Below are 22882 nucleotides of genomic sequence, written 5' to 3' on the forward strand. Positions count from 1 at the left end.
TTTCGGCTAGTGATTGCACGAAACATAATTGGTTGAAGAAGCCCTTTCATGCATTCATTCCAGCCAGCCCAGACGACACGGCCAAACCAATTGGCAGGAAATTCGTCTCGCATGGATCAGCGGACCTTTCAGCGGGTTCCGATCAACATGCAGGGCCGGTTGATGCTGGCCAACTACGAAGAATTCGAATGCCTGGTCACGGATATGTCGCCCGGCGACATGTACGTCACCTGCCTGGGCCGTCCGCGCACCAATGAGCGTGTCGTGGCCTATATCGACCATCTCGGCCGGGTCGAGGGTAATGTCGTTGCCGTCGACGCCCGCGGCTTTAGCATGTCGATCAACGCAACCGACCGCAAGCGCGAGAAACTCGCCGCTCAGCTCACTTGGCTGGCCAACAAGCATGAGCTCGGTCTGCCGGAAGATCGCCGCCACGACCGTCTTACACCGCGCAACACGCTCAGCGAATTGACGCTGGAAGACGACACCCGCTATGTCTGCCGCATCATGGACCTGTCGCTTTCGGGCGCTGCCGTCGACATCGAGGCACGCCCGCCGATCGGAACGCCAGTCCGCCTCGGCAACATGCGCGGCCGCATCGTGCGCCACTTCATGGAAGGCGTCGCGATCGAATTCCTCTCGCTGCAATCTCGCGAGACCTTGCGCGAATTCCTCTAGGCCGTCGTCTTAAGCTCTGGCATCAGATCCCCATCGTAATGACAGCAGCGCGAAAAGAGTTCGTGAAGTTGGTCTGACATTGCGCTCGGTCTCCTTGGCGTTATAGAGGCAGACACGCGATGGCGATTGATGTCATACCGTTACGAGAACGAGAGTTCTTGATCCAACTCTTCGCTGTTCCAAATATTTCGGAGCAAGTCGACTTCGGTCGATACTATGAAGCTTTCTGCGAAATCGCCTTGGAACGCGGCGAAATAATCCATCATAAATGTGTTATTCACAGGCCAAATAACAGACGGAATGTTGTTGGCTTCAGGTAAGCGACTGGCTGGTACTTCTCATCGAAACTGACCTCACCTCAACGGAGCTTTCCCGAGCAACTATCAGTATCAGCCAATGCCTGGTCGAGATAACAGAAGCTGATATGTTGGCTCGCCGGAGCCAAGTTTGACAGCGAGGGTCAATTAGGCCGTCGCAACCCTATTATGATTTTCACCCCTCAGCCTGTGTGACGGCCGATGAAGACGCTTTATCCTGAAATTGAGCCGTACGATCAGGGCATACTCAACGTCGGCGATGCGCAACGCATTTGCTGGACGCAATCAGGCAATCCGAACGGTGTTCCCGTCGTTGTCCTGCATGGCGGTCCGGGCTCCGGCAGTTCCGCCAGCGCCCGCCTTTTTTTCGATCCAGAACATTATCGCATAATCCAGTTCGACCAGCGCGGTTGCGGCGGAAGCCTGCCGCATGCGTCCGAGCCGGAGGCCGATCTTTCCGCCAACACCACATGGCACACGGTTGGCGACATCGAGCAGCTTCGGTGCTTTTTCGGCATCGAGCGCTGGTTGGTCTACGGCAATTCCTGGGGCTGCACCTTGGCGCTGGTCTATGCCGAGACGCATCCGCAATGCGTCGCAGCCCTCGTTGTTGTTGGCGTCACCATGACACGGCAATCCGAGGTCGATTGGCTCTATAGCGGACTTGCCCGTTTCTTTCCGGAGGAATGGGCACGCTTCCGTGCTGGCGTGCCGGAGAGCGAGCGTGATGGCGATCTGGTTGCCGCATACTATCATTTGCTTCGTAATCCGGATCCAGCCATCCATGCCAAAGCCGCCAAAGACTGGCACGACTGGGAATCTGCTTCGATCCTCGTCGATATCAGGGCGACTTTACCCGGTCGCTGGTCCGATCCCCGATATTTCACCGCAAGAGCGCGCATCATTACGCATTACTTCCATCATCGCGGTTGGTTGGAAGACCAACAGATATTAAGGGATATCCACCGGCTCAGCCGTATTCCCTGTGTGATGATCCAGGGCCGGCTCGATCTCGAGGCGCCTATCGTCACCGCTTGGGAACTATCGCGGGCATGGCCCGCGGCGAGACTGGTCGTGGTTCCCAATTCCGCCCATTCTCCGTCGACGTCGGAGATGGCGGCAGCCATTGTCGAAGCAACGGACGAATTTCGCGTCATCGGCTGACGGCAGAAAAAAATTCAAATATTTTTTGGCTGACATTTTCCCAAAATGGCACAGTTCGAGGAAAATTCCGGCACTAGCGAGGTTTCGGCGATGTGCTGAGATGAAGCGACTGCTCCGTTTTCACGCCACTGCCGGCAAATGGTGTGCTTCGCGGATTTCTGCCGCAGGCAAGAAAATCATTTGAAAACAAATAAATATGGGGAATCCCAACGCGGCAGCTCGCTCGGAAAAACATTCGAATTTTAATCGAATTCTCCGAAAGTTCGATTCAAGTTTTGCTCTCATTTTATGACAATTTGATCCGCATTTGAATCAACTAAGTCCTTAATTTGACTACGCAATTTTGCGTCGGATAAAAGCCTGCATGTCATTCTGTTCCCAATAAACAGGGACACGGACATGAGCTTTCAATTCCTTTTTCGCGGCTATGCCGCCATGGCTCTTTTCACCTTCGGCTGTCTCGGCTTCGCCCATGCGACGCCGGCCAATATGACGATCACTGGCGATGCTGCACCCCCGATTGGTCATTATGAGTTCTGCAAGGAAAACCCGAAGGAATGCGCTTATGCCGGTGGCGATGCCGGTCCCGCTATTCTGACCGAAGATCGCTGGAAGGCCATCCTGAAGATCAACTACACGGTCAACACGACGATCAAGCCGATGACCGATATGGATCTCTATGGCGTCGAGGAAAAGTGGGCGATCCCGACCACCGCCGGCGACTGCGAGGATTTCGCGCTGCTGAAGCGAAAGGAACTGATCGATGCCGGCTTCTCTGTCTCCGATCTGCTGATGACGGTCGTGCTGCAGCCGAACGGCGAAGGCCATGCCGTGCTGACGGTGCGCACCGATCGCGGCGACTTCGTTCTCGATAACATGCGCAACAAGGTAAAGCTTTGGTCGGACACCGAATACACCTTCCTGAAACGTCAGTCCGCTGACGATCCTGCCCGCTGGGTCAAGATACAGGATGGCCGCGCCGTCGCAGTCGGCAGCTTGAAGTAATTCGTGTCCACCACGCGATCGCCGGTGGCCTAGCACCGGCGGTCCCAGTCAAGGCCCGGTCCGTCCCCGCATTTCTGTCCCGACCGGCGCCTTAGAGCCGTTCCCGCTGTCCCGGGGACGGCTCTTTTCGTTTCTAAGGTGTGCGCAAGGTCATAGCAGTGGAAAACGCGCACGCTGCCCACCGGCCCCGAATTCCGCCCCGATTTTCGGAGAGGTATTTGTGCCGATAAATATGTGAGCCGACGCATTTTTAATGGCTCGTTAACCACCATGGCGGCAATCATTCCACAGCGAGACTCATCAGGGGTCTTGAGCCGCGGCGGACGCGTCATCGACGATCGTTTCCAAGGCGGATGGAACCGAAGGCAAGAGCATGACCCCTCCTCTGTCGTCCGCCTACACGATCGACGAACAGCCGCTGATATCGAGCGGCCTCATTTACCGTCTGACCGCGGGCGTTGCCGTACTTGCCGCTCTCACCGTTGCCATCACCATTGGCGGTCGCTGGCTCGGCGAAAAGATCTCACTGGCCGGCCACACTGCCGATACCAAGCCGATCACGGCGACGATCGGCGAGGATACGCTGCGTCTTGGCGCCAATACCATCCGCTTTCCGAGCGAACGTGTGAGCGGTGTCGCGGAGCGCGTTGATCTCTATCTCACCTGGCCGCAGATGCAGGGCTATAGCGATGCCGACCGCCTGCGCTTTGACGATATTTCCCAGGCCTCGTCGCTGGTTTTCCTCCAACTCAGCCAGAGCACGATGTCGCGCGACATGTCCGGCCGGCTGGAGCCGATCTATTCGCATCTGATGGAAGGCGACGCCTTTGCCGGTCCGCATGGGCTGACGGCGCATCGCCTGCGCGCTGACGCCGGCTACAATGGCGAAGTGCTTCTGACCGCGCCGCGCGCCGGCGAACCGGATTATGTCGTGCGCTGCATCTTGCCCTCCTCGCCCGATCAGGCGACCAGCGGTGACTGCCAGCGGGATATCAAGGTGGGCAAGGATCTCAGCGTGCTCTATCGCTTTTCCAGTCATCAGCTTGGCGACTGGCAGGCGATGGATGCCGCTGTCCAGAATTTCGTGAAGACGCGCCTTGTCGATACAACCGGCGCAACAGAATCTCCGTAAGTGATGACTAAAATTATGCGGAAACCTGAAACCAACTGTTCATCATAAACCGATTGGTAACGCTAAGCCTCTACTCTCGAACCCCAACGGGCGTTCATGGAGGCGGCGGCCGGATAATCGAGAACGTAAATGCAAGCAGAGAGTGAAGTAGTGTCCAGATCAATTTTTTCCGCATCCTCTTCAAACGCCGGCAAGTTTTTGGCGAGGGCGCTGTTCGGTTTTGTGATCACGACTGCGACGGTAACGGTTACCGTTGATGTGTCTGACGCAGCCGGAGGCCCGAAATACGCGGGCATCGTCATTGATGCGAACACAGGCAATGTCCTCTACAGCGAAAATGCGGATACGCTTCACTATCCCGCCTCGCTGACCAAGATGATGACGGTCTATCTGACTTTCGAGGCGCTTGAGGCCGGTCGGATCACGCTCGATACTCCTGTCGTCTTCTCGAAAAACGCTGCCTCGCAGGCCCCGACCAAGCTTGGTATCGGTACTGGCCGGTCCGTGACCGTTCGGGAGGCGATTCTCGGCATCGTCACCAAGTCCGCCAACGATGCGGCGATGGCGCTCGGCGAAATGCTTGGCGGTTCGGAAGACAATTTCGCCCGCATGATGAACAACAAGGCTCGTGCGCTCGGAATGACGCGCACGACCTATCGCAACCCGAACGGCCTGCCGAATACCGCGCAGATGACGACGGCGCGCGATCAGGCCCGTCTTGGCGTCGCCCTGCGTGAGCACTTCCCGCAATATTACGGCTTCTTCTCCGAGACGAGCTTTCGTCTCGGCAGCAGAGTGATCCCGGGGCATAACCATCTGCTCGGCTCGGTCCGCGGCGTCGACGGCATCAAGACGGGTTACACCCGTGCTGCTGGATACAATCTCGCCACTTCGGTGAAGGTTGACGGCCGCTCGATCGTCGGTGTCGTGCTTGGCGGCGCTTCGACGCCCGCGCGCGACAACCAGATGCGCAAGCTGATCGCCACCTATCTGCCGCAGGCATCCGCGAAGCATATCGCCTCGAACGTCGTAGCCCAGACGGCAGCGGATGCGCCGAACGTCCAGGCTGCGAGCGCCCGCATGGCGGCTGCCGGCAGCGCCAAGATGAGCAAAGACGAGACCGCCGAGGCTGACGACGACCAGCAGCCGTCGAGCGCTGCGGCTTTCGCGGCGATAACGCCGAAGTCGAGCAATCCGCTGCTTGCGACTAAGCAGAAGCAACGCGCCGCATCCGATGAAGTTGCTTCCATCCAGCCGGCATCGACGGTTCCGGATCAGGACGATGCGGATGAAGTCGACACCGTCACGACAGCATCCACGTCCAAATCGGATACCAAGATCATCAAGACCCAAAAGGTTGAGAAGACGGAGAAGGCTGAAAAGCCTGAGAAGGTTGCCAAGGCGAGCAAGGCTGAGACCGGCCCGACCGGCTGGGTCGTCCAGATCGGCGTTTCCTCCAGCAAGGACGGAGCCAACGATCTGCTCGATACCGCCAAGAGCAAGGGCGGCAAGGCTTTGCACTCGGCCAAGCCCTATGCGCTTGCCTTTGATGGCGGCTACCGCGCCCGTTTCGGCGGCTTCGAGGACCAGAATGCGGCGGTTAACGCCTGCAAGGCTCTCAAGAAGGCCGGCGTGAAGTGCTGGGCGAGCTTGGAATAAGGATGTGACACGGTTTTTCGTGCCCCATCGTTCAGAAATCTACCGGATGGCCCGTTGGGACATCCGGTTCTTCCGGCCACGGATGACTATGGGGCCGGCCCTGAGTTTGTAATGTGTTGCGGGGATATGAAAATGGCGATGAACGAGAACTTTCCGGGTTTCTCGCTCGATGGCGGGGGAAAGATAAAATCGAAGAGCTTTGCTCTTCATCCGCTGCATGAGGCAGCCATGCGGTTGGCCGATCTCGGCCTCAACCGCTCGCGTTCGCGCAACAAAACGAAAGACCTCATCGGCATCCTGCTCTGCCACGGAGCTCGCGCTTGGCGCTATTCTCAGCCGGAAGCCCACATCCACCTGCATATTACTGCGCCGAACGGCCAAGCCCCGGTGTTGATGCGGTTGCGCTGAGCAATACCGGAAAGCCTGCGAAGCGGCTTTCCATCCGGCATCGCAGAAGAGACAGAGCGGTTCTGCATTCCTTGATTTGAACCGCTCTACGCAGTCGCCCTACAATAATCCCAGTTCCGAGAGTTCACGCCTGAGATCGGCAGGCAGTTCGGCGACGCCGCCAAGGCTGTCGAGATCGCGCGGCACATCCTCTTGCGGCAGGTATCGCCAGCCTTGGAAGGCACGGCGCGGCTGGCCGGCAGTCTCGACAACACTTGGATCGAGAATGAGCCGGCAACGCTGGATGCCGTCAGCATCGGTGAAGGTTTCAATGCCAAGCAGTTTCTGTCGCGCCTGCACCTGCCCCTTGATCACCCAATAAAACGAGCCGCCATCCAGCAGCTCTTCCATCCGCTTGGGCACCATCCGGGTCGTATGGGTGGTATGCGGCTCCAGACCGGCGGCGATGGCGCTCATCGCCCGTTCCGATACCCATTCGCGCAGATCCTCAAGCGAGTCTGCGCCCACGCATAATTTGATGAGATGCAAAGCCATGCCGCCCGTTGAAATCCTTTTGGCGGGCAGCGTCAAGCTTTTAGCATCAAGCGTCCACACTCAACACTCGACGACATTCACCGCGAGGCCGCCCGTGGAGGTTTCCTTGTATTTCTCGCTCATGTCGTGGCCGGTCTGGCGCATGGTTTCGATGCAAGCGTCAAGCGGCACGAAATGCTGGCCGTCGCCTTTGATGGCGAGCGATGCGGCCGTCACCGCCTTGACGGCGCCGAGCGCGTTACGCTCGATGCAGGGCACCTGCACGAGGCCGGCGACGGGGTCGCAGGTCATGCCGAGATGGTGTTCCAGCGCAATCTCTGCAGCGTTTTCGATCTGCTCGGGCGTTGCGCCCATGACGGCGGCAAGCCCCGCAGCCGCCATCGCGGCCGCCGAGCCCACCTCGCCCTGACAGCCCACTTCGGCGCCGGAAATCGAGGCATTGTGCTTGATGATGCCGCCGACGGCGGCAGCGGTCAGTAGGTAATTGCGGATGCCGTCCTGATCCCAATCCTCATGGAAATGCTGGTAGTAGCGGATCGTCGCGGGAATGACCCCGGCAGCACCATTGGTCGGCGCTGTGACCACGCGCCCGCCCGCGGCATTCTCCTCGTTGACGGCCATGGCGTAGACGCTCAGCCAATCATTGGCGAGCAGCGGATTGATGCGGTTGCTGCGCCATTCTTCCTGCAGCTTGTCATGGATGGCGCGCGCCCGGCGGCGCACCTTCAGGCCGCCCGGCATGATGCCCTCGACCTTCAAGCCCCGATCGATACAGCTATTCATCGCCGCCCAGATGCGGTCGAGCCCGGCGTCGAGCTCTTCGCTGCTCATGCGCGTCTCTTCATTGGCGCGCTTCATCTGCGCGATCGAGAGACCGGAGCGCTCGGCCATTTCGAGCATCTGCTTGGCGGTGGAAAAGGGGAACGGAATTCGCTCGCCGGAGGAAGCCTTCTTCTTGTCGGCGCGCATCTGTTCGAGTTCGGTGTCGGTGACGACGAAGCCGCCGCCGACGGAATAATAGATGCGCTTGACGAGCAGGCGTTCATCCTTGTCGAAGGCGGAAAAGCTCATGCCGTTGGCATGGCCCGGCAGCGGCACCTTCTTGTCGAAGATCAGGTCGGTTTTCGGTTGGAATTGATAGGCCGGATGGCCCGGCGGCGTGATGCGCCCGCTGCGTTCCACCTCGTCGATGATGGCATCCATCCGGTCGGGGTCCACCGAATCGGGCCGCTCACCCATCAAACCGAGAATCACCGCCCTGCCCGTACCGTGCCCTATGCCGGTATGGGCGAGCGAGCCGTGCAGGCTGACCTTGATCGAAGCGACATGCACGTTCGAGGACGGACGCGGCCATTCGCTTGACAGCACGAGGTCGAGGAAACGATTGGCGGCCGACATCGGACCCATCGTGTGCGAACTGGAAGGCCCCACGCCGATCTTGAAAACATCGAAAACTGAAAGAAACATGGACCTGTGGTGCCTCCTCGGCAAATCAGCAAACGGCGAAGCTACGCCATCGGAACAACCCCGCATAGCGATCGACCGACATCGGATTTCATGCCTGCGACATTACATGTAGGCACGATGCTGCGCAAACATAAGGCCATTGCGCCCGAATGGCCGTACGCTACAGTCGCCGGCAAATAGACTTGGAGAATCTGCTTTCATGACGACCGCCGACTATGTCGCTCTCGCCCTCTTCGTTCTTCTCTGGGCCGCGCACAACTGGATCATCAGTAGCGCCCGCTTCTTCAACCGCACCAGCCTGACGCTGGCAATGAATGAGCGCCGGCGCGAATGGATCTACAACTCGCTGCGCCGCGACCTTAAGATGATCGACACGCAGATTCTCTCCGGCCTGCAGAACGGCACCGGTTTCTTCGCCTCCACGTCGATCTTCGCCATTGGTAGCTGCTTCGCCTTGCTCGGCGCCACGGACAAGGTCAACGCCTTCTTCTCCGACCTTCCTTTTATCATCAACGGCGGCCGCACGGCATTCGAAATCAAGGTGGCGGGACTTGCCTGTCTGTTCGGCTATGCCTTCTTCAAATTCGGCTGGGCCTATCGCCTGTTCAACTATTGCACCATCCTCTTCGGCTCCTTGCCGATGCTGGCAGATGCCGAACTCGATCCGGTGCGGGCCGAACGCGCCGCCGAGCGGGTGATCCGCATGAATGTCATCGCCGCGCGCAACTTCAATGCGGGTCTGAGAGCGATCTTCCTGTCGATCGGCTACCTCGGCTGGTTCCTCAGTCCCTATGTCTTCATCGTCACGACAGTCTTCATCATCATCGTCCTGATCCGCCGGCAGTTTTTTTCCGATGCGCGTCTGGCCATCATGGATATCGATGTGCCATGACATCGCCACGCCGGCGCTATCAAGTCGGCGGTCAAGATTTAAATTCATGCCTGGAAGGACCTGCCAATGGCCGTTATCGCCGAGAGCATCGATGCGCCGCAGAAGATGCCCCGCATCGGCATTCTGGATACGGCCCGCGGCATCGCGCTTCTGGCGATGGCGAGCTATCATTGCACCTGGGATTTCGAGTTTTTCGGCTATCTCGAACCGGGCACGGCGGAGACCGGCTGGCTGAAAATTTACGCCCGCGCCATTGCGAGCACTTTCTTGTTTCTGGCCGGCTTCAGCCTTGTGCTTGCCAACACGCCTGAAATTCGCTGGCGCCCCTATTTCAAGCGCCTCGGCATGATCGTCGCCGCTGCGGTAGCGATCTCCGTCGTCACCTTCATCGGCATGCGCGACGAATGGATATTCTTCGGCATCCTTCACAGCATCGCCGCCGCCAGCATTATCGGCCTGCTCTTCCTGCGCCTGCCGGCTTTCGCAACGCTGCTGATAGCAGTGCTGCTTGGCGCCGGCATTATCGTCGACAATGTCATTGCTCCGCTTTCGCTGCATTCCGCTGTGTTCGACCAGCCCTGGCTCTACTGGCTCGGCTTGTCGGATAACCTGCCGCGCTCGAACGACTACGTACCGGTCTTCCCCTGGCTGACGCCATTCCTCTTTGGGCTCGGTATCGCCCAACTGGCCCTATCCTTGGGATGGCTGCGGTCATTGGCGAAGCTCGGCCCTGGCCGCAACCTGATCGCCCGCATCGGCCGCCACAGCCTGGCTTTCTACCTTGTCCACCAGCCGGTGCTCTTCGGTCTCGTTTACCTTCTGTCGCTGGTCGCGCCCGCGCCGGCCCCTGATCCCACGCTTACCTATCTCAGGCAATGCCAGGCCTCTTGCGTGCGATCCGGCAGCGAAACCATGTGCCGCAGCTTCTGCCAATGCACGCTTGATAAATTACAGGCGCAAAACCTCTTTTCGCCCCTGGAATCCGGGGCAATCAAAGCAGATAGCGATGAACGAATAAACCGAATCGCGTTACAGTGCTCGGAGCAAGCGCAATGACAGGGTTATTCTATGAATGCCTATCGTTCCAAGTCGCTGAGTTTTCCATGGCCGCCTTTAATTTATAGTCTTACAGTTATAGCAGCGCTTTACTTGAATGAAGATTATCCCGTGCGGCTGCCCTATCTTGGGGCTGTCATCGCTTGGGGCATGGGCGCCCTTTTGACGATTGCTGCGGTCACCTTGAATGTTTGGGCAGTGAAGACGCTGTTCGAAAGCCGCACGACCGTGTTGACGCAGCGCTGCACGGCGCATCTGGTGACCAAGGGCCCGTTCCGCTTCACCCGCAACCCCACCTATCTTGGCTACAGCCTGCTGACGGCAGGCCTCGGCCTGATGATCGGCAATCTCTGGTTCGTCGCCATGGCCGCCGTAGCGGCGGCGCTGACCACACCGCTGGTCATCCGCTGCGAGGAAATGCACCTGCTCTCCCGCTTCGGCTGCGAATTTGAGTTCTATTGCAAGCGTACGCGGCGCTGGATCTGAAAGCGGGAGGTGCCCGCAGTCGCTGCTTATCGGTATTCAGCGAGGAGTAAAATCCGACCGATCTTTGTTCTCGTACGTTGCACGAGATCCATCGCGACTGAATCATTTTCACCGGCATAAAGATCGAATTCACGACCTTTTTTCCCATCAGAAACCCCTTCCAGCCGGGTCGATGTTTTCCAAGCCCGAAAAGAGCAGCCGAGGTCACCGCACCGGACGCTGATGTCGCCCGCCAAATATCGATTCGAATCGATGGTAACGCTTAGCTGAACGTGAGTGTCCTGATTGTCGATAAGCAGGCAGCGAACATGAATTTGGCAATCGAGTTGGCCATAGATCGCATCCTTGCCGTCCAGCAAAAGGGCGTAGGCAACCGGGATATCGGCATTGTCGTTATCGGCCGCTTGAGTATTCCCGACATTGAACGGAACGAGCGCGATGCCCATCGCGAAGACGAAGCTAAACCTTGCCGCCATACGCCATAACCTTCTGTGAATGCTCGGTTATCTACAAAGCATTCTCGTTAGAATTGTGGCGGCGATGATGTGCCTTATGCTTTGACGGTAGTAATCAGGTCCCCACACCAATCTCAGCCAGGCGGCCGAGGCAGGCTTCTTCGACATTGTCGAGTTCGGTCAGCGTGTCTTCGATATCCTTGCGCTTCTGGCGCAGTTCCTCGCGCTTTTCGTCGACGCGCTTCATCAGGAGCTTCAACTGGCCGATCTCGCCTGGCGGCTCCTTATAGACCTGAATGATCTCGCGGATTTCGGCGATGGTGAAGCCGATGCGGCGGCCGCGCAGGATTTCCTGGATCAGACGGCGGTCGGCTGGCCGGAAAAGGCGCGTGCGGCCCCTGCGCTCGGGATGGATAAGACCTTCATCCTCGTAGAAACGCAATGTGCGGGTGGAAACGCCGAATTCCCGCGTCAGCTCCGTTATGCTATAAAACCTGTCCAACAATAGTCCGCCTCTCTGGTCCAGGGCCTATAATATTGACTTTTACGTAATAGTCAATTTCAGCCCGGCGGCGACGGACTTTCGATCTTCAAAGATGCCTTGAATTCAAAGGCCTAGCGGCCTAAGTGAATGGAAAACCACCAGGTTGCCAGACCCAGGAACGAAAAATATCCCGTACAATCCGTGACCGTAGTGACGAATGCCGACGAGGCAATGGCTGGGTCAGCGCCGAATCGGTGCAGCACCAAGGGCAGCAGGATACCGCCAAGGGCGGCCGCGACGAGATTGATGATCATTGCCGCGCCGATGACGATGCCGAGCTGGAAATCATGGAACCAGAAGGTAGCGATCGCACCCATGATGATCGCGAAGAGGATGCCGTTGAGAAAGCCGACGCCCGCCTCTCTCCGGATGACGCGGAAGGCATTGTAGATGTCGAGGTCGCCGGTTGCGAGCGCGCGCACGGTAACCGTCATCGTCTGTGTGCCGGCATTGCCGCCCATCGAGGCGACGATCGGCATCAGCACGGCAAGCGCAACCATTTTCTCGATAGCACCGTCGAAGACATCGATAATGCTGGATGCAAGTATCGCCGTGATCAGATTGACCGCCAGCCAGACAAAGCGTGAGCGCACCGTAGAGGTGATATTGTCGGACAGCTCTTCGTCGCCGACGCCGCCCAGGCGCTTGATGTCTTCGTCCGCCTCTTCATGGATGACGTCGACCACGTCGTCGATGGTCAATACACCGACGAGGCGGTCGTTTTCGTCGACGACAGCGGCAGACAGCAGGTCATATTGTTCGAAGACCTGCGCGGCCTCTTCCTGGTCCATCACGGCCGGAATCGGATGCGAGGTCTCGCGCATGATGCTCTCGACCTTCGTCTGCCGCTTGGCCCGCAAGATGCGGTCGAGATCGACGCTGCCGAGCAGCTTGAAAGTCGGATCGATGACGAAGATCTGGGTGAAGGCTTCCGGAAGCCCCTCCTCTTCGCGCATGTAGTCGATCGTCTGGCCGACCGTCCAGAACGGCGGCACGGCGACGAATTCCGTCTGCATGCGGCGGCCGGCTGAACTCTCGGGATAATCGAGGGCGCGCCGCAGCCGCACGCGCTCGGTGAACGGCAGTTGCGAGAGGATCTCGTCACGGTCTTCCTGGTCCAGGTCTTCGAGAATGTAGACGGCATCGTCCGAATCGAGCTCGCCGATGCCGGCGGCGATCTGGTCGTTCGGCAACTGGTCGACGATCTCCATACGGATCGCGTCGTCCACTTGCGTCAGCGCCGTCATATCGAAGTCGTCGCCGAGCAATTGCACCAGGGCCAAACGTTGATCGGCAGGCAGCGATTCCAAGAGGTCGCCGAGCTCCGATTCGTGCAGCCGGACGACATTTTGTTGCAGGAACGGAGTGTCGCCTCGCTCGATGGCGTCGTTGACCTCGGTCAGGAAATCGGAGCGGACAACACCGTCCTCGTCGTAGATGTCTGGATTGGTTTTCGTGGAGGCGTTGCGAGTGCGTTCGTCTTCGTCGGTCGTCGTCATTTGCCGCCTCCCTTCTTGCTTCTGTTCAAGGAGAATGACGGCAAAAAGCTGATTGTCAACAATTGGATAGGCGGGAAAGCTAACAATTTGTATCGCGTCTGTAAGACGGTGGCGCCCGCGGCGTCTTGCCCCTATCCTTAGGCCGCGAACATGTCGTCCCGTTAACAGAGAGTGCCGTGTCAGTCCGTCCCATTATCCGCTTCCCCGACCCCTTGTTGAAAACAGCCTGCGCTCCTGTCACCGTCTTCGACGACGGCTTGCACGGGCTCGCCGCCGATCTCCTGGATACCATGCGCGCCGCCCCCGGCGTCGGAATCACCGCCGCCCATATCGGCGTGCTTCAGCGCGTCACCGTGATCGAACTCAGCCGCGAGGACGGGGCTTGCACCTATATCAATCCGGAGATTATCTGGTTTTCCGAGGAGACGATGCGGCACATGGAGGGCAGCGTCTCCATGCCCGGCCTTACGGACGAGATCGTCAGGCCGAAAGCGATCCGCTTTCGCTATCAGGATATCGACGGTCACACTCACGAGGCCGAAGCCGAAGGCTTTCTTGCCATCTGCATCCAGCATGAAGTCGACCAGCTCGACGGTCTGTTCTGGCTGCAGCGGCTTTCGAAATTGAAGCGCGACCGGCTGGTGAAGAAATGGGAAAAAGCGAAGGCCTGATCCCCCGTCCCCATGCAAATGTGTCTGCGTATCAATGTCCGCACATAAAAATGCGGGCGCCCTTGAGGCGCCCGCCGGATTGTCTGCATGAAGCGGCAGATTAGCCCTTGAGCTTGGTGTTGCAGAGGCTGTAATAGCCGCCGCCCTTCTGGATCCACTTCAGGCCGTTAAGCGTGTTCTTGGCCTTGTTGTCGTTGTAGGCGTCGACGCAGGTGTGGAAGCGGCCCTTGCCGGGCGTTTCGCTTGCATACTTCGGATCGACAGCCTTCGGGAAGGTTACGCCAGCCGGCGCTGCAGTCGTTGCCTTCGGCGGCTCCTTGGCCGGCGGGTTGGCGGCATCCGGCTCATCGGTAGCAGGCTTGGCAGCCGCCGTCGTCTTGGCGGTGGTGGTGGTCTTTGCCGGCGCAGTGGTCGTCGGTGCCGTGGTGGCAGCACTTGCGTCAGCAGCGCACTGCGAAGCACGGAAATCATTCCACGTCTGGCCGTTCAGGGTGCCGGCTTGCTTGGCGGCCTGATACTTGGTGCTGCACTCTTTCATGGTCAGCGCAGAAGCCGGTGATGAGAGGGCCATCGAGCCCACAACTGCAAGAGACGCAAAAGACATCAACAGGATGGCACGACTGGTCATTGGCAAATCCTCCGCTCTATGACGAATGTCGAAACTATTAATCATCCCGCCCTTTCGATTGTCAATTGACGCACGAGTCGTGGGCGAGCAACGACACCATATGGGGAAGAACATGAACGGTAACTGTACGGAAATATCTATCGAAGATGGTATCATCCTCTGATGTGCAACTCTCAAAGGACGCGGCGGCGCCGATCGCCGGCAGGAGATGCCCAAATGATCGGCGAGACGAAACACCATCTGCCGCACCGCCGTTAACCTCGTCCATCAACCAATTTCGGAGGTTTCGATTGCGGCTACATTAACCGAATAGTAACCATCTTTCTTATTGCAAGCTTAGAGATGGAATACGAATGCCGCCTATTGAAATTCCTTTTGAATACAAAATCGAAACAAAAGAAGTGCGATTTGGCCGTTGGATCTATGTCATTCATTTGAACGAGGACAGAAGCCGGCCCAGCAGAAAATTTCGAACGCAGGAAGCTGCACTCGACGACGCTTACGAGATGCTCTCTTATATGCTCTGATCCATTATCGCGTCCGTACTCTGTGAGGATTCGAGAGAATGTTTTTGTCAAAAGGTTCCAATTGGTCTGGGCAGTAACACCGGTGCGAAAAAACCTGTCTCTTTTGTTTTTTATGGTGCTCTTGGCATTCAGCGCAACGTCCCAGGCCGCCACGGGAGATGACACGTCCTATAGACAGGATTCATCTGCCCGTGCGAGTGCCGCGCATCGCTTCCGGGCCACCCTACCGACAAGAGAGGGGCAAGTTTTTGCGGTCGATTCCGGCAAAGTCTGGTGCACCGGGAAATCTTCAAGGTTTCAGCACGACCAAGCGGTCTTCCCCGTCTTCTGCTCCGGCAATGAAATCGGCTCGGCAAAAGCGACCGTTAAGTGGGTACGCACTGGCACGTATCCCGAAGCCGAAATGAAGGTTGATTTTGCTGACGGCAAATCGCTTGGCTACAGTATTAGACGCGGCGCAAGCCCAAGGACCGCTTCCCAAGGCGTGCGCTGCACCGCCTGCTATAGGTGGCACAGGGGTTGCCTTGGCACTTTTGTGACTCGTCCGCATTTGTTGTGCGGATAGAATCAGGCCCGCCCTGGAGCCGAACGTGCTCCACAGGGAATGTAGGACACTGAAGCAGCGGCAGAAGACGAATTCGGCACGTCGAATCAAATCCGGAACGCTGAAAACTTGCACTTGGAGCAATCGAGAGGGTCAATGTGTCCCAAGCATTGTTCTAACGCGGGACACCGAACGCCAGAAAGCAAAAAACCCGCCGAAGCGGGTTTTCTTGGTGCGGTCGAGAAGACTCGAACTTCCACGGGTTGCCCCACAGCGACCTCAACGCTGCGCGTCTACCAATTCCGCCACGACCGCATCGTGGTAGGGCCGGATTGCTCCGGCGCGGCTGCATGTAGCAAAAGCATTCGGGGGGCACAAGAGCGATATGTCAGATTTTTTAACATTCCCACACAGCGCCCATGAGCGCGCCTTTGGATTCACGGCATCGGTCTCGTAGATGTTTGAATTCTTATCCAAATGGCTCCATATGTGGATAACCTATCGGCGCGCCAAATTTCCAAGAGAGCTGTCTGCCGAACAGGCGCAAAGGACTGGCTGATGCTACGCACCGATCTCCAACACCAAATGCTTCCGCTCGCCGGCTCGCCGCCCGTGCGCTGGCGTATCGCCGATGGACTCGTGCCCTATGACGAAGCGGTGGCGACCATGGAGAAGGAAGTGGCAGCGATCGGCGAAGGTCTGGCGCCGGAGCTTGTCTGGCTGGTCGAGCATCCGTCTCTATATACTGCGGGCACCAGCGCCAATGCGGCCGATCTCATCGAGCCCGATCGTTTTCCGGTCTTCGCGACCGGGCGCGGCGGCGAATATACCTATCACGGCCCCGGCCAGCGCGTCGCCTATGTCATGCTGGATCTGAAGCGCCGGCGCCAGGATATCCGCGCCTTCGTCGCAGCGTTGGAAGAAGTCATCATCAGGACCCTTGATTCGATGAATGTCCGCGGCGAGCGGCGTGAGGATCGTGTCGGCGTCTGGGTGCGCCGTCCGGAGAAACCGCTGCTGCCGGATGGCACCATGTCTGAAGACAAGATCGCCGCCCTGGGCATCCGTGTACGCAAATGGGTGACGTTTCACGGCCTATCGCTGAACGTCGATCCCGATCTCAGCCATTTCTCGGGCATCGTGCCCTGCGGAATTTCTGCTTATGGGGTCACCAGCCTCGTCGACCTCGGCTTGCCGGTGATGATGGCGGATGTCGATATCCGCCTGCGCGAAGCTTTCGAGCAGATATTCGGCGACACCGCCAATGAGAGCCTTAATGAGGCTTAGTGCGCGACGTCCTTGCTGACATTGCGTAGCCGGATTTGATGGTCGAGCCTTTCGATCTGCCGGGTCGTCGTCTCGATGAGCAGGCCGATTTCCTGATGTGCGGAGCGCAGGCGCGAAAGTTCGATTTTTACGGCTTCCAGGGCGCGTTGGTCGCTATCCTCTCCCGGTCCATCGCCGGTTCCGGTCATCAGCCAGCTCGGCGAAACGCCGAACATGGCGGCCATTTTGACCAGAACGGATGGTTGCGGTTCCGAGCGGTCCGATTCCCAGGCGATCATCGTCTCCTGCCTCACGCCCAATTGGCTTGCCAGCGATTCGAGGCTGATGCCAGCGGCGTCGCGGGCCATGGAAAGGCGCCCGCCCAGAGTATCGTCGCCTTCATCCGAAAAAACGGTCGTCTCTTGTTCCGTCTTCAACATCGGTGCGATCCTTGTTTTGGTCACGCCGGTAAGTTTTTGACGGCGCGCCCGCTTTTTCTAGCGGATTTACTTACCAGACATAGGTCTAGGGGCGTCATGCCGCCACCGCGATATGGCCGAATTGGGAAAGTCCGGCGTTTTGCGCCCAATGGTGTGATGAAATGGCAACGGAGCTTGATACCACATCTTGATCGGACGAGGTTCCTGTGTTTGATGGCCCGTCATGTCCCAAATATCAGCCGTCCCCGCCCAACAGAATCCGCTGCAAGGTATGGCCATCATGGCCAGTGCCATGATCGTGCTGCCGGTGATGGACGCAATCGCCAAATACATGGCAACCTTCGAGGCGATGTCGCCGGGACAGGTGACCTTCTATCGTTTCTTCTTCCAGCTCGTCTGCACCCTGCCGCCGCTCTTCGCCGTCTTCGGATGGGCCGCGCTTTCGGCCAAGCGACCCTGGATGAACCTGTTGCGCGGCGCGCTGCACGGCGCGGCAAGCCTGCTGTTCTTCGTGGCGGTGAAATACATGCCGCTTGCCGATGTCTTCGCGATCTATTTCGTCGAACCCTTCATCCTCACAGCCCTTTCGGCACTGTTTCTTGGCGATAAGGTCGGCTGGCGGCGCTGGCTGGCAATCGTGGTCGGCTTCGGCGGTGCGATGATCGTCATTCAGCCAAGCTTCGAGATTTTCGGCTGGAAGGCCCTGCTGCCGGTCGCCTGCGCCTTTCTCTACGCGCTTTATCTCTTCATGAACCGTGCCGTTGGCGAGGCGGATTCGCCGTTGACCATGCAGACGATGGCCGGAATCGGCGGCACGATCTTCATGGCAGGCGCGCTTTGGATAGGGGCATCGGCTGGCGTTGCCGATTTCACGCCGTCCCTGCCCGCTTCCTGGCTCGGCCTCGCATTGCTGCTGATTCTCGGCACGATCTCCGGCTATGCGCACATGCTGATCGTCCGCGCCTTTCGGCTGGCACCGCTATCGCTGCTGGCGCCCTTTCAATATTTCGAGATCATCTCGGCAACCATTTTGGGCTATGCGTTATTCGGGGACTTTCCGAATATTTCCAAATGGATCGGCATCCTGATCATCGTTGGATCGGGCCTCTTCATCATCTGGCGCGAGCGTGTTCAGTCGCGATCGATGAAATCGGCCTGAATACGCCCATCTTCCGCATGGACCGCCGGCGCGATTTATGGCTAAAACGCTGATAGGGCTATGCATTGGGCGGAGTTTCCATGTTCAAGAAAATCCTGATCGCCAACCGGGGCGAGATCGCCTGTCGCGTCATCAAGACGGCGCGTCGGATGGGGATCCTGACGGTGGCAGTCTATTCCGACGGCGATCGTGACGCCCTGCATGTCGAAATGGCCGACGAGGCCGTGCATATCGGTGCCGCCCCCGCGGCCGAAAGCTATCTCGTTGCCGAAAAGATCATCGCCGCCTGCGAGGAGACCGGCGCCGAAGCTGTGCACCCAGGCTATGGGTTCCTCTCCGAGCGCGCCTCCTTTTGCGAGGCGCTGGAGAAACAGGGCATCATCTTCATCGGTCCGAAGCCGAAGGCGATCAGAGCCATGGGCGATAAGATCGAATCGAAGAAATTCGCCAATGCCGCCAAGGTTTCCACCGTGCCCGGCTATCTCGGCGTTATCGACGATGCCGACCATGCCGAAAAGATCGCCGCCGAGATCGGTTATCCCGTGATGATCAAGGCTTCGGCCGGCGGTGGCGGCAAAGGCATGCGCATCGCCTGGAGTGACGACGAAGTGCGCGACGGTTTCGCGCGCGCACGCTCGGAGGCGAAAAGCTCCTTCGGCGACGATCGCGTCTTCATCGAGAAATTCGTGGTCGATCCGCGGCACATCGAAATCCAGGTGCTGGCGGATGGCCACGGCAATGTCGTCTATCTCGGCGAGCGTGAATGCTCGATCCAGCGCCGGAATCAGAAGGTTGCCGAAGAGGCGCCCTCGCCTTTCCTCGACGAGGCCACACGCAGAGCCATGGGCGAACAGTCCGTCGCACTCGCCAAGGCGGTCGATTACCAGAGCGCCGGGACGGTCGAGTTCATCGTCGACCGCGACCGCAATTTCTATTTCCTTGAGATGAATACCCGCTTGCAGGTCGAGCATCCGGTTACGGAGCTTGTCACCGGCATCGATCTTGTCGAACAGATGATCCGCGTCGCCGCCTGCGAAGAACTGCCTTTTGCCCAGGACGATATCAAGCTGAACGGCTGGGCGATCGAAAGCCGCCTCTATGCCGAAGACCCCTATCGAAATTTCCTGCCCTCGATCGGCCGGCTGACGCGCTATCGTCCGCCGCGCGAGGGCAAGAGCGGCAATACCATCATCCGCAACGATACCGGCGTCTTCGAAGGCGCTGAAATCTCCATGTATTATGACCCGATGATCGCCAAACTCTGCACCTGGGCGCCGACGCGGCTTGAAGCTGTCGAGGCTATGGGCGAAGCACTGGACGGTTTCGTCGTTGATGGCATCGAACATAACGTGCCGTTCCTGTCTGCACTGATGAAACATCCGCGCTGGCGCGAGGGCCGCCTTTCCACGGGCTTTATCGCCGAGGAATATCCGGACGGTTTCGCGCCGATGATGCCGGAGAAAAGCGAATCCGCAATACTTGCCGCCGTCGCACTCTCTTGTGGCCTTATCGATGCCAACCGCCGCGAACGTTATGCCGACAGGCTGCGGCCGGCGGCGGGGCCGCTGCGCGAACAGTGGGTGGTCAAGCTCGGCGCGGATTATGTTCCGGTGACGCTGCAGGATGGGCTCGTGACCATCCCATTCGAGATGGATATGCAGATCAACGGCGGGACTTTGGCGGTCGCGACCGATTGGCGTCCGGGCGATGCCGTCTGGGCCGGAACGGTCGGTGGTCGGAAAGTGACGGCGCAAATCCGTCCTTTCCTCAACGGGCTGCGCATCGACTGGCAGGGACTTTCGATCCGCGCCAAGGTCTTTACGCCGCGCCAGGCGGAACTCGACAAACTGATGCCGGTCAAACTGCCGCCGGATACGTCGAAGCTCCTGCTTTGCCCCATGCCTGGCCTCGTCGTCGCTATTGCCGTTGCGCAAGGCCAGGAGGTCAAGGCCGGCGAAACGCTGGCGATTGTCGAGGCGATGAAGATGGAGAACGTCCTGCGCGCCGAGCGCGACTTGGTCGTCGGCAAGATCAATGCGAAGCCGGGCGAGAGCCTTGCGGTCGACGCCGTGATCATGGAATTCGCCTAATCCGTATTCGCTACGAAACACCTGATTTTTCGCTTGAGCCATCCGGCGCGACCATGCCAATGTCGCGCTAATCAAATCATTAATTTAGGAGGGAGGAAACAATGGACGTACGCGCCGCCGTAGCCGTTGCCGCCGGTAAACCGCTGGAAGTCATGACCGTTCAGCTCGAAGGCCCAAGGGCCGGCGAAGTGCTGGTCGAGGTCAAGGCGACCGGCATCTGCCATACCGACGATTTCACGCTCTCAGGCGCCGATCCGGAAGGCCTGTTTCCGGCGATCCTCGGCCATGAAGGTGCCGGCATCGTCGTCGATGTCGGCCCCGGTGTCACCTCGGTGAAGAAGGGCGATCACGTCATTCCGCTTTATACGCCCGAATGCCGCGAATGCCCGTCGTGCCTGTCGCGCAAGACCAATCTCTGCACCGCGATCCGCTCCACCCAGGGCCAGGGGCTGATGCCGGACGGCACCTCGCGTTTTTCGATCGGCAAGGACAAGATCCATCACTATATGGGCTGCTCGACCTTCGCCAATTATACGGTGCTGCCGGAGATTGCCGTTGCCAAGGTCAACCCGGACGCCCCCTTCGACAAGATCTGCTACATCGGCTGCGGGGTGACGACCGGCATCGGTGCGGTCATCAACACCGCCAAGGTGGAGATCGGCGCAACCGCCATCGTCTTCGGTCTCGGCGGTATTGGCCTCAACGTCATCCAGGGTCTGAAGCTCGCCGGTGCCGACATGATCATTGGCGTCGATCTCAACAATGACAAGAAGGCCTGGGGCGAGCGCTTCGGCATGACGCATTTCGTCAATCCGAAGGAGGTTGGCGACGACATCGTGCCTTATCTCGTCAACATGACGAAGCGTGGCGCCGATCAGATCGGCGGCGCCGATTACACCTTCGACTGCACCGGCAACACCAAGGTGATGCGCCAGGCGCTGGAGGCAAGCCATCGCGGCTGGGGCAAGTCGGTGGTCATCGGCGTTGCCGGTGCCGGCCAGGAGATTTCGACGCGTCCGTTCCAGCTCGTCACTGGCCGTAGCTGGATGGGCACGGCCTTCGGCGGCGCCCGTGGCCGCACCGATGTGCCGAAGATCGTCGACTGGTACATGGACGGCAAGATCCAGATCGATCCGATGATCACCCACACCATGCCGCTCGAAGACATCAACAAGGGCTTCGAGCTCATGCATTCCGGCGAGAGCATTCGCAGCGTGGTGCTTTACTGAAGCCTGTGTCTCCGACATGACTTTGTCTTGAACGTCCCGCCACAAGCGGGGCGTTCAATGCAGCACAGATGACTTCGGTATAAGAGCTGCAATGCCCGCCCGGCCTGGTATCCGATCGGCCGTGTCGACACGACCAGAAGGTCAGGTCAGGCTCGAAGCAAATTTGTCCCAGCCTTCCTTGACCGTTTCCATCGCGACATTGGTGGATGTGCTGGCAACGTGAGGCAGCGTCGAAATCCGCTCTCCCAAGACCCGACGATATCGTCCGATATCGCGCGTCCTGATCTTGAGCAGGTAATCGAACCTGCCGGCGATCATGTGGCATTCCTCGACTTCCCTGATCTTCTTCACGGCGTCGTTGAAGCTCTTCAGGGCATCCTCCCGCGTATTCGAAAGCTTCACCTCCACGAACGCGATGTGGTCGAGCTGCATCTTCGCCGGATTGAGGACCGCCTTGAACCCTTCGATATATCCGTCGTTGATGAGCCTCTTGAAGCGAAGCTGGCACGGCGTCTTGGATAGGCCGACACGGGCGGCCAGCTCGGTGATCGACAGCCTGCCATCCTGGGCCAGCGCTTCGAGGATCTTTCTGTCGAATTGGTCTAAATCACTAAAAACGTCGGCTTCAATAGGCATATCGTCAGATCCATGCGCCAATAATAAGTTCATATAGCCTGAAAATCCTCATTTTCAAGTGAGAATGCCGCCGCTCGATCATGTTAGATCTCTCAGCAGGATTGAGGAGCCGCCATGGGCAAGGCCTGCACGGCATTCGGCATCTGAGTTGGCTTCGAACAACACTATGATTTGAGGTTTCCGATGACACATGAGACAATTCGCCAGCGTCAGGACATCGACCTGTCGGCAAACTATCGGCCTATCTCTTTCTCCGCCGTAAAGGCCGCCGTCAGCGTGATGCCGACGAAGACGCGGGATGAGCCGAGGAAGGATTCCCTGAAGCATCTTCTTCTGCCGGAAAGCCTGCCTGAATCATAAGCGCTGAAAACCTTCGATCCAGATCACCATCGCCAA

General features: G+C 58.5%; 22 protein-coding genes, 1 tRNA gene and 1 pseudogene. 15 read left to right on the forward strand and 9 right to left on the reverse strand.

The features are described from left to right. Positions 1-48 precede the first annotated feature (48 nt). From C9E91_RS09860 to C9E91_RS09885, 6 genes are all read left to right on the forward strand, one after another. Complete coding sequence (locus C9E91_RS09860) at positions 49-678, forward strand: PilZ domain-containing protein (RefSeq protein WP_107108081.1); 630 nt, start codon at positions 49-51, stop codon at positions 676-678. Between the two features lie 518 nt (positions 679-1196). Next, positions 1197-2159 (forward strand): prolyl aminopeptidase, encoded by a 963-nt coding sequence (gene pip / locus C9E91_RS09865; protein WP_107108082.1) that lies wholly within the window; start codon positions 1197-1199, stop codon positions 2157-2159. 399 nt (positions 2160-2558) lie between these two features. Next, entirely contained in the window at positions 2559-3164 is a 606-nt protein-coding gene (locus tag C9E91_RS09870; protein ID WP_107108083.1) for a transglutaminase-like cysteine peptidase, read from the forward strand. Positions 3165-3537: 373 nt separating this feature from the next. Next, on the forward strand, positions 3538-4296 hold the full coding sequence (locus tag C9E91_RS09875) for a hypothetical protein (RefSeq protein WP_107108084.1): 759 nt from the start codon (positions 3538-3540) through the stop codon (positions 4294-4296). Positions 4297-4425: 129 nt separating this feature from the next. After that, complete coding sequence (locus tag C9E91_RS09880) at positions 4426-5955, forward strand: serine hydrolase (RefSeq protein WP_107108085.1); 1530 nt, start codon at positions 4426-4428, stop codon at positions 5953-5955. 132 nt (positions 5956-6087) lie between these two features. Continuing rightward, a complete protein-coding gene (locus C9E91_RS09885; RefSeq protein WP_107108086.1) occupies positions 6088-6363 on the forward strand; it encodes a hypothetical protein in 276 nt (91 codons plus the stop codon). A gap of 99 nt (positions 6364-6462) precedes the next feature. Here C9E91_RS09885 and C9E91_RS09890 read toward each other — a convergent pair. Next, positions 6463-6934, reverse strand: a pseudogene (locus C9E91_RS09890) (DUF1489 family protein); the annotation flags it as partial. Positions 6935-6957: 23 nt separating this feature from the next. After that, entirely contained in the window at positions 6958-8364 is a 1407-nt protein-coding gene (locus C9E91_RS09895; RefSeq protein ID WP_107108088.1) for an L-serine ammonia-lyase, read from the reverse strand. 199 nt (positions 8365-8563) lie between these two features. Here C9E91_RS09895 and C9E91_RS09900 point away from each other — a divergent pair, with 199 nt between their 5' ends. From C9E91_RS09900 to C9E91_RS09910, 3 genes are all read left to right on the forward strand, one after another. Next, complete coding sequence (locus tag C9E91_RS09900) at positions 8564-9256, forward strand: DUF599 domain-containing protein (protein ID WP_107108089.1); 693 nt, start codon at positions 8564-8566, stop codon at positions 9254-9256. Positions 9257-9322: 66 nt separating this feature from the next. Beyond that, positions 9323-10312 (forward strand): acetyltransferase domain-containing protein, encoded by a 990-nt coding sequence (locus tag C9E91_RS09905; RefSeq protein WP_107108090.1) that lies wholly within the window; start codon positions 9323-9325, stop codon positions 10310-10312. Positions 10313-10324: 12 nt separating this feature from the next. Beyond that, the gene (locus tag C9E91_RS09910; RefSeq protein WP_107108091.1) at positions 10325-10798 is read left to right on the forward strand and encodes a methyltransferase family protein; all 474 of its coding nucleotides are present in this window, start codon (positions 10325-10327) and stop codon (positions 10796-10798) included. A 26-nt stretch (positions 10799-10824) separates the two neighbouring features. Here the strand turns inward: C9E91_RS09910 and C9E91_RS09915 are convergent, their stop codons facing one another. The 3 genes from C9E91_RS09915 to mgtE all read right to left on the reverse strand — a co-directional run bounded on the left by C9E91_RS09915 (position 10825) and on the right by mgtE (position 13296). Then, positions 10825-11274 (reverse strand): hypothetical protein, encoded by a 450-nt coding sequence (locus C9E91_RS09915; protein WP_146143991.1) that lies wholly within the window; start codon positions 11272-11274, stop codon positions 10825-10827. 94 nt (positions 11275-11368) lie between these two features. Further along, positions 11369-11755, reverse strand: coding sequence for a MerR family transcriptional regulator (locus C9E91_RS09920; protein ID WP_104823169.1), 387 nt, complete (start codon positions 11753-11755; stop codon positions 11369-11371). A 113-nt stretch (positions 11756-11868) separates the two neighbouring features. Continuing rightward, positions 11869-13296 (reverse strand): magnesium transporter, encoded by a 1428-nt coding sequence (mgtE, locus tag C9E91_RS09925; protein WP_107108093.1) that lies wholly within the window; start codon positions 13294-13296, stop codon positions 11869-11871. 176 nt (positions 13297-13472) lie between these two features. Here mgtE and C9E91_RS09930 point away from each other — a divergent pair, with 176 nt between their 5' ends. Beyond that, positions 13473-13967: a peptide deformylase gene (locus C9E91_RS09930; protein WP_107108094.1), complete on the forward strand. Its 495-nt coding sequence runs from the start codon at positions 13473-13475 to the stop codon at positions 13965-13967. A gap of 100 nt (positions 13968-14067) precedes the next feature. Here the strand turns inward: C9E91_RS09930 and C9E91_RS09935 are convergent, their stop codons facing one another. Further along, the gene (locus C9E91_RS09935) at positions 14068-14595 is read right to left on the reverse strand and encodes a hypothetical protein (protein ID WP_107108095.1); all 528 of its coding nucleotides are present in this window, start codon (positions 14593-14595) and stop codon (positions 14068-14070) included. A 1301-nt stretch (positions 14596-15896) separates the two neighbouring features. Next, positions 15897-15981: transfer RNA gene (locus tag C9E91_RS09940), tRNA-Leu, on the reverse strand. A 243-nt stretch (positions 15982-16224) separates the two neighbouring features. On the opposite strand from C9E91_RS09940, the gene lipB reads away from it, so the two are divergent. Beyond that, complete coding sequence (gene lipB / locus C9E91_RS09945) at positions 16225-16953, forward strand: lipoyl(octanoyl) transferase LipB (RefSeq protein WP_107108096.1); 729 nt, start codon at positions 16225-16227, stop codon at positions 16951-16953. Here lipB and C9E91_RS09950 read toward each other — a convergent pair. After that, positions 16950-17372 (reverse strand): helix-turn-helix domain-containing protein, encoded by a 423-nt coding sequence (locus C9E91_RS09950; protein ID WP_107108097.1) that lies wholly within the window; start codon positions 17370-17372, stop codon positions 16950-16952. The two genes, lipB and C9E91_RS09950, sit on opposite strands and share 4 nt — an antisense overlap. Positions 17373-17595: 223 nt before the next feature. On the opposite strand from C9E91_RS09950, the gene C9E91_RS09955 reads away from it, so the two are divergent. From C9E91_RS09955 to C9E91_RS09965, 3 genes are all read left to right on the forward strand, one after another. Continuing rightward, complete coding sequence (locus tag C9E91_RS09955; RefSeq protein ID WP_107108098.1) at positions 17596-18531, forward strand: DMT family transporter; 936 nt, start codon at positions 17596-17598, stop codon at positions 18529-18531. Between the two features lie 80 nt (positions 18532-18611). After that, positions 18612-20621 carry an acetyl-CoA carboxylase biotin carboxylase subunit gene (locus tag C9E91_RS09960; RefSeq protein ID WP_107108099.1) on the forward strand — a complete coding sequence of 670 codons (2010 nt, stop codon included), beginning with the start codon at positions 18612-18614 and terminating at the stop codon, positions 20619-20621. Between the two features lie 101 nt (positions 20622-20722). Further along, positions 20723-21850 (forward strand): S-(hydroxymethyl)glutathione dehydrogenase/class III alcohol dehydrogenase, encoded by a 1128-nt coding sequence (locus C9E91_RS09965; RefSeq protein ID WP_107108100.1) that lies wholly within the window; start codon positions 20723-20725, stop codon positions 21848-21850. A gap of 141 nt (positions 21851-21991) precedes the next feature. Here C9E91_RS09965 and C9E91_RS09970 read toward each other — a convergent pair whose 3' ends face one another. Next, a complete protein-coding gene (locus C9E91_RS09970) occupies positions 21992-22486 on the reverse strand; it encodes an Lrp/AsnC family transcriptional regulator (RefSeq protein ID WP_107108101.1) in 495 nt (164 codons plus the stop codon). A gap of 183 nt (positions 22487-22669) precedes the next feature. Here C9E91_RS09970 and C9E91_RS19790 point away from each other — a divergent pair, with 183 nt between their 5' ends. Then, positions 22670-22846 carry a hypothetical protein gene (locus C9E91_RS19790; RefSeq protein WP_181316050.1) on the forward strand — a complete coding sequence of 59 codons (177 nt, stop codon included), beginning with the start codon at positions 22670-22672 and terminating at the stop codon, positions 22844-22846. The last annotated feature ends 36 nt before the right edge of the window (positions 22847-22882 follow it).

The sequence above is a fragment of the Rhizobium sp. SEMIA4064 genome, assembly GCF_003025035.1.
Lineage (GTDB): Bacteria > Pseudomonadota > Alphaproteobacteria > Rhizobiales > Rhizobiaceae > Rhizobium > Rhizobium paranaense.

Bases quoted from the DNA above. Each gene is read 5' to 3' on its own strand.
- C9E91_RS09860 (WP_107108081.1), top strand. From the start codon at position 49: ATGCATTCATTCCAGCCAGCCCAGACGACACGGCCAAACCAATTGGCA.
- pip (WP_107108082.1), top strand. From the start codon at position 1,197: ATGAAGACGCTTTATCCTGAAATTGAGCCGTACGATCAGGGCATACTC.
- C9E91_RS09870 (WP_107108083.1), top strand. From the start codon at position 2,559: ATGAGCTTTCAATTCCTTTTTCGCGGCTATGCCGCCATGGCTCTTTTC.
- C9E91_RS09875 (WP_107108084.1), top strand. From the start codon at position 3,538: ATGACCCCTCCTCTGTCGTCCGCCTACACGATCGACGAACAGCCGCTG.
- C9E91_RS09880 (WP_107108085.1), top strand. From the start codon at position 4,426: ATGCAAGCAGAGAGTGAAGTAGTGTCCAGATCAATTTTTTCCGCATCC.
- C9E91_RS09885 (WP_107108086.1), top strand. From the start codon at position 6,088: ATGGCGATGAACGAGAACTTTCCGGGTTTCTCGCTCGATGGCGGGGGA.
- C9E91_RS09895 (WP_107108088.1), bottom strand. From the start codon at position 8,364: ATGTTTCTTTCAGTTTTCGATGTTTTCAAGATCGGCGTGGGGCCTTCC.
- C9E91_RS09900 (WP_107108089.1), top strand. From the start codon at position 8,564: ATGACGACCGCCGACTATGTCGCTCTCGCCCTCTTCGTTCTTCTCTGG.
- C9E91_RS09905 (WP_107108090.1), top strand. From the start codon at position 9,323: ATGGCCGTTATCGCCGAGAGCATCGATGCGCCGCAGAAGATGCCCCGC.
- C9E91_RS09910 (WP_107108091.1), top strand. From the start codon at position 10,325: ATGAATGCCTATCGTTCCAAGTCGCTGAGTTTTCCATGGCCGCCTTTA.
- C9E91_RS09915 (WP_146143991.1), bottom strand. From the start codon at position 11,274: ATGGCGGCAAGGTTTAGCTTCGTCTTCGCGATGGGCATCGCGCTCGTT.
- mgtE (WP_107108093.1), bottom strand. From the start codon at position 13,296: ATGACGACGACCGACGAAGACGAACGCACTCGCAACGCCTCCACGAAA.
- C9E91_RS09935 (WP_107108095.1), bottom strand. From the start codon at position 14,595: ATGACCAGTCGTGCCATCCTGTTGATGTCTTTTGCGTCTCTTGCAGTT.
- lipB (WP_107108096.1), top strand. From the start codon at position 16,225: ATGCTACGCACCGATCTCCAACACCAAATGCTTCCGCTCGCCGGCTCG.
- C9E91_RS09950 (WP_107108097.1), bottom strand. From the start codon at position 17,372: ATGTTGAAGACGGAACAAGAGACGACCGTTTTTTCGGATGAAGGCGAC.
- C9E91_RS09955 (WP_107108098.1), top strand. From the start codon at position 17,596: ATGTCCCAAATATCAGCCGTCCCCGCCCAACAGAATCCGCTGCAAGGT.
- C9E91_RS09960 (WP_107108099.1), top strand. From the start codon at position 18,612: ATGTTCAAGAAAATCCTGATCGCCAACCGGGGCGAGATCGCCTGTCGC.
- C9E91_RS09965 (WP_107108100.1), top strand. From the start codon at position 20,723: ATGGACGTACGCGCCGCCGTAGCCGTTGCCGCCGGTAAACCGCTGGAA.
- C9E91_RS09970 (WP_107108101.1), bottom strand. From the start codon at position 22,486: ATGCCTATTGAAGCCGACGTTTTTAGTGATTTAGACCAATTCGACAGA.
- C9E91_RS19790 (WP_181316050.1), top strand. From the start codon at position 22,670: ATGACACATGAGACAATTCGCCAGCGTCAGGACATCGACCTGTCGGCA.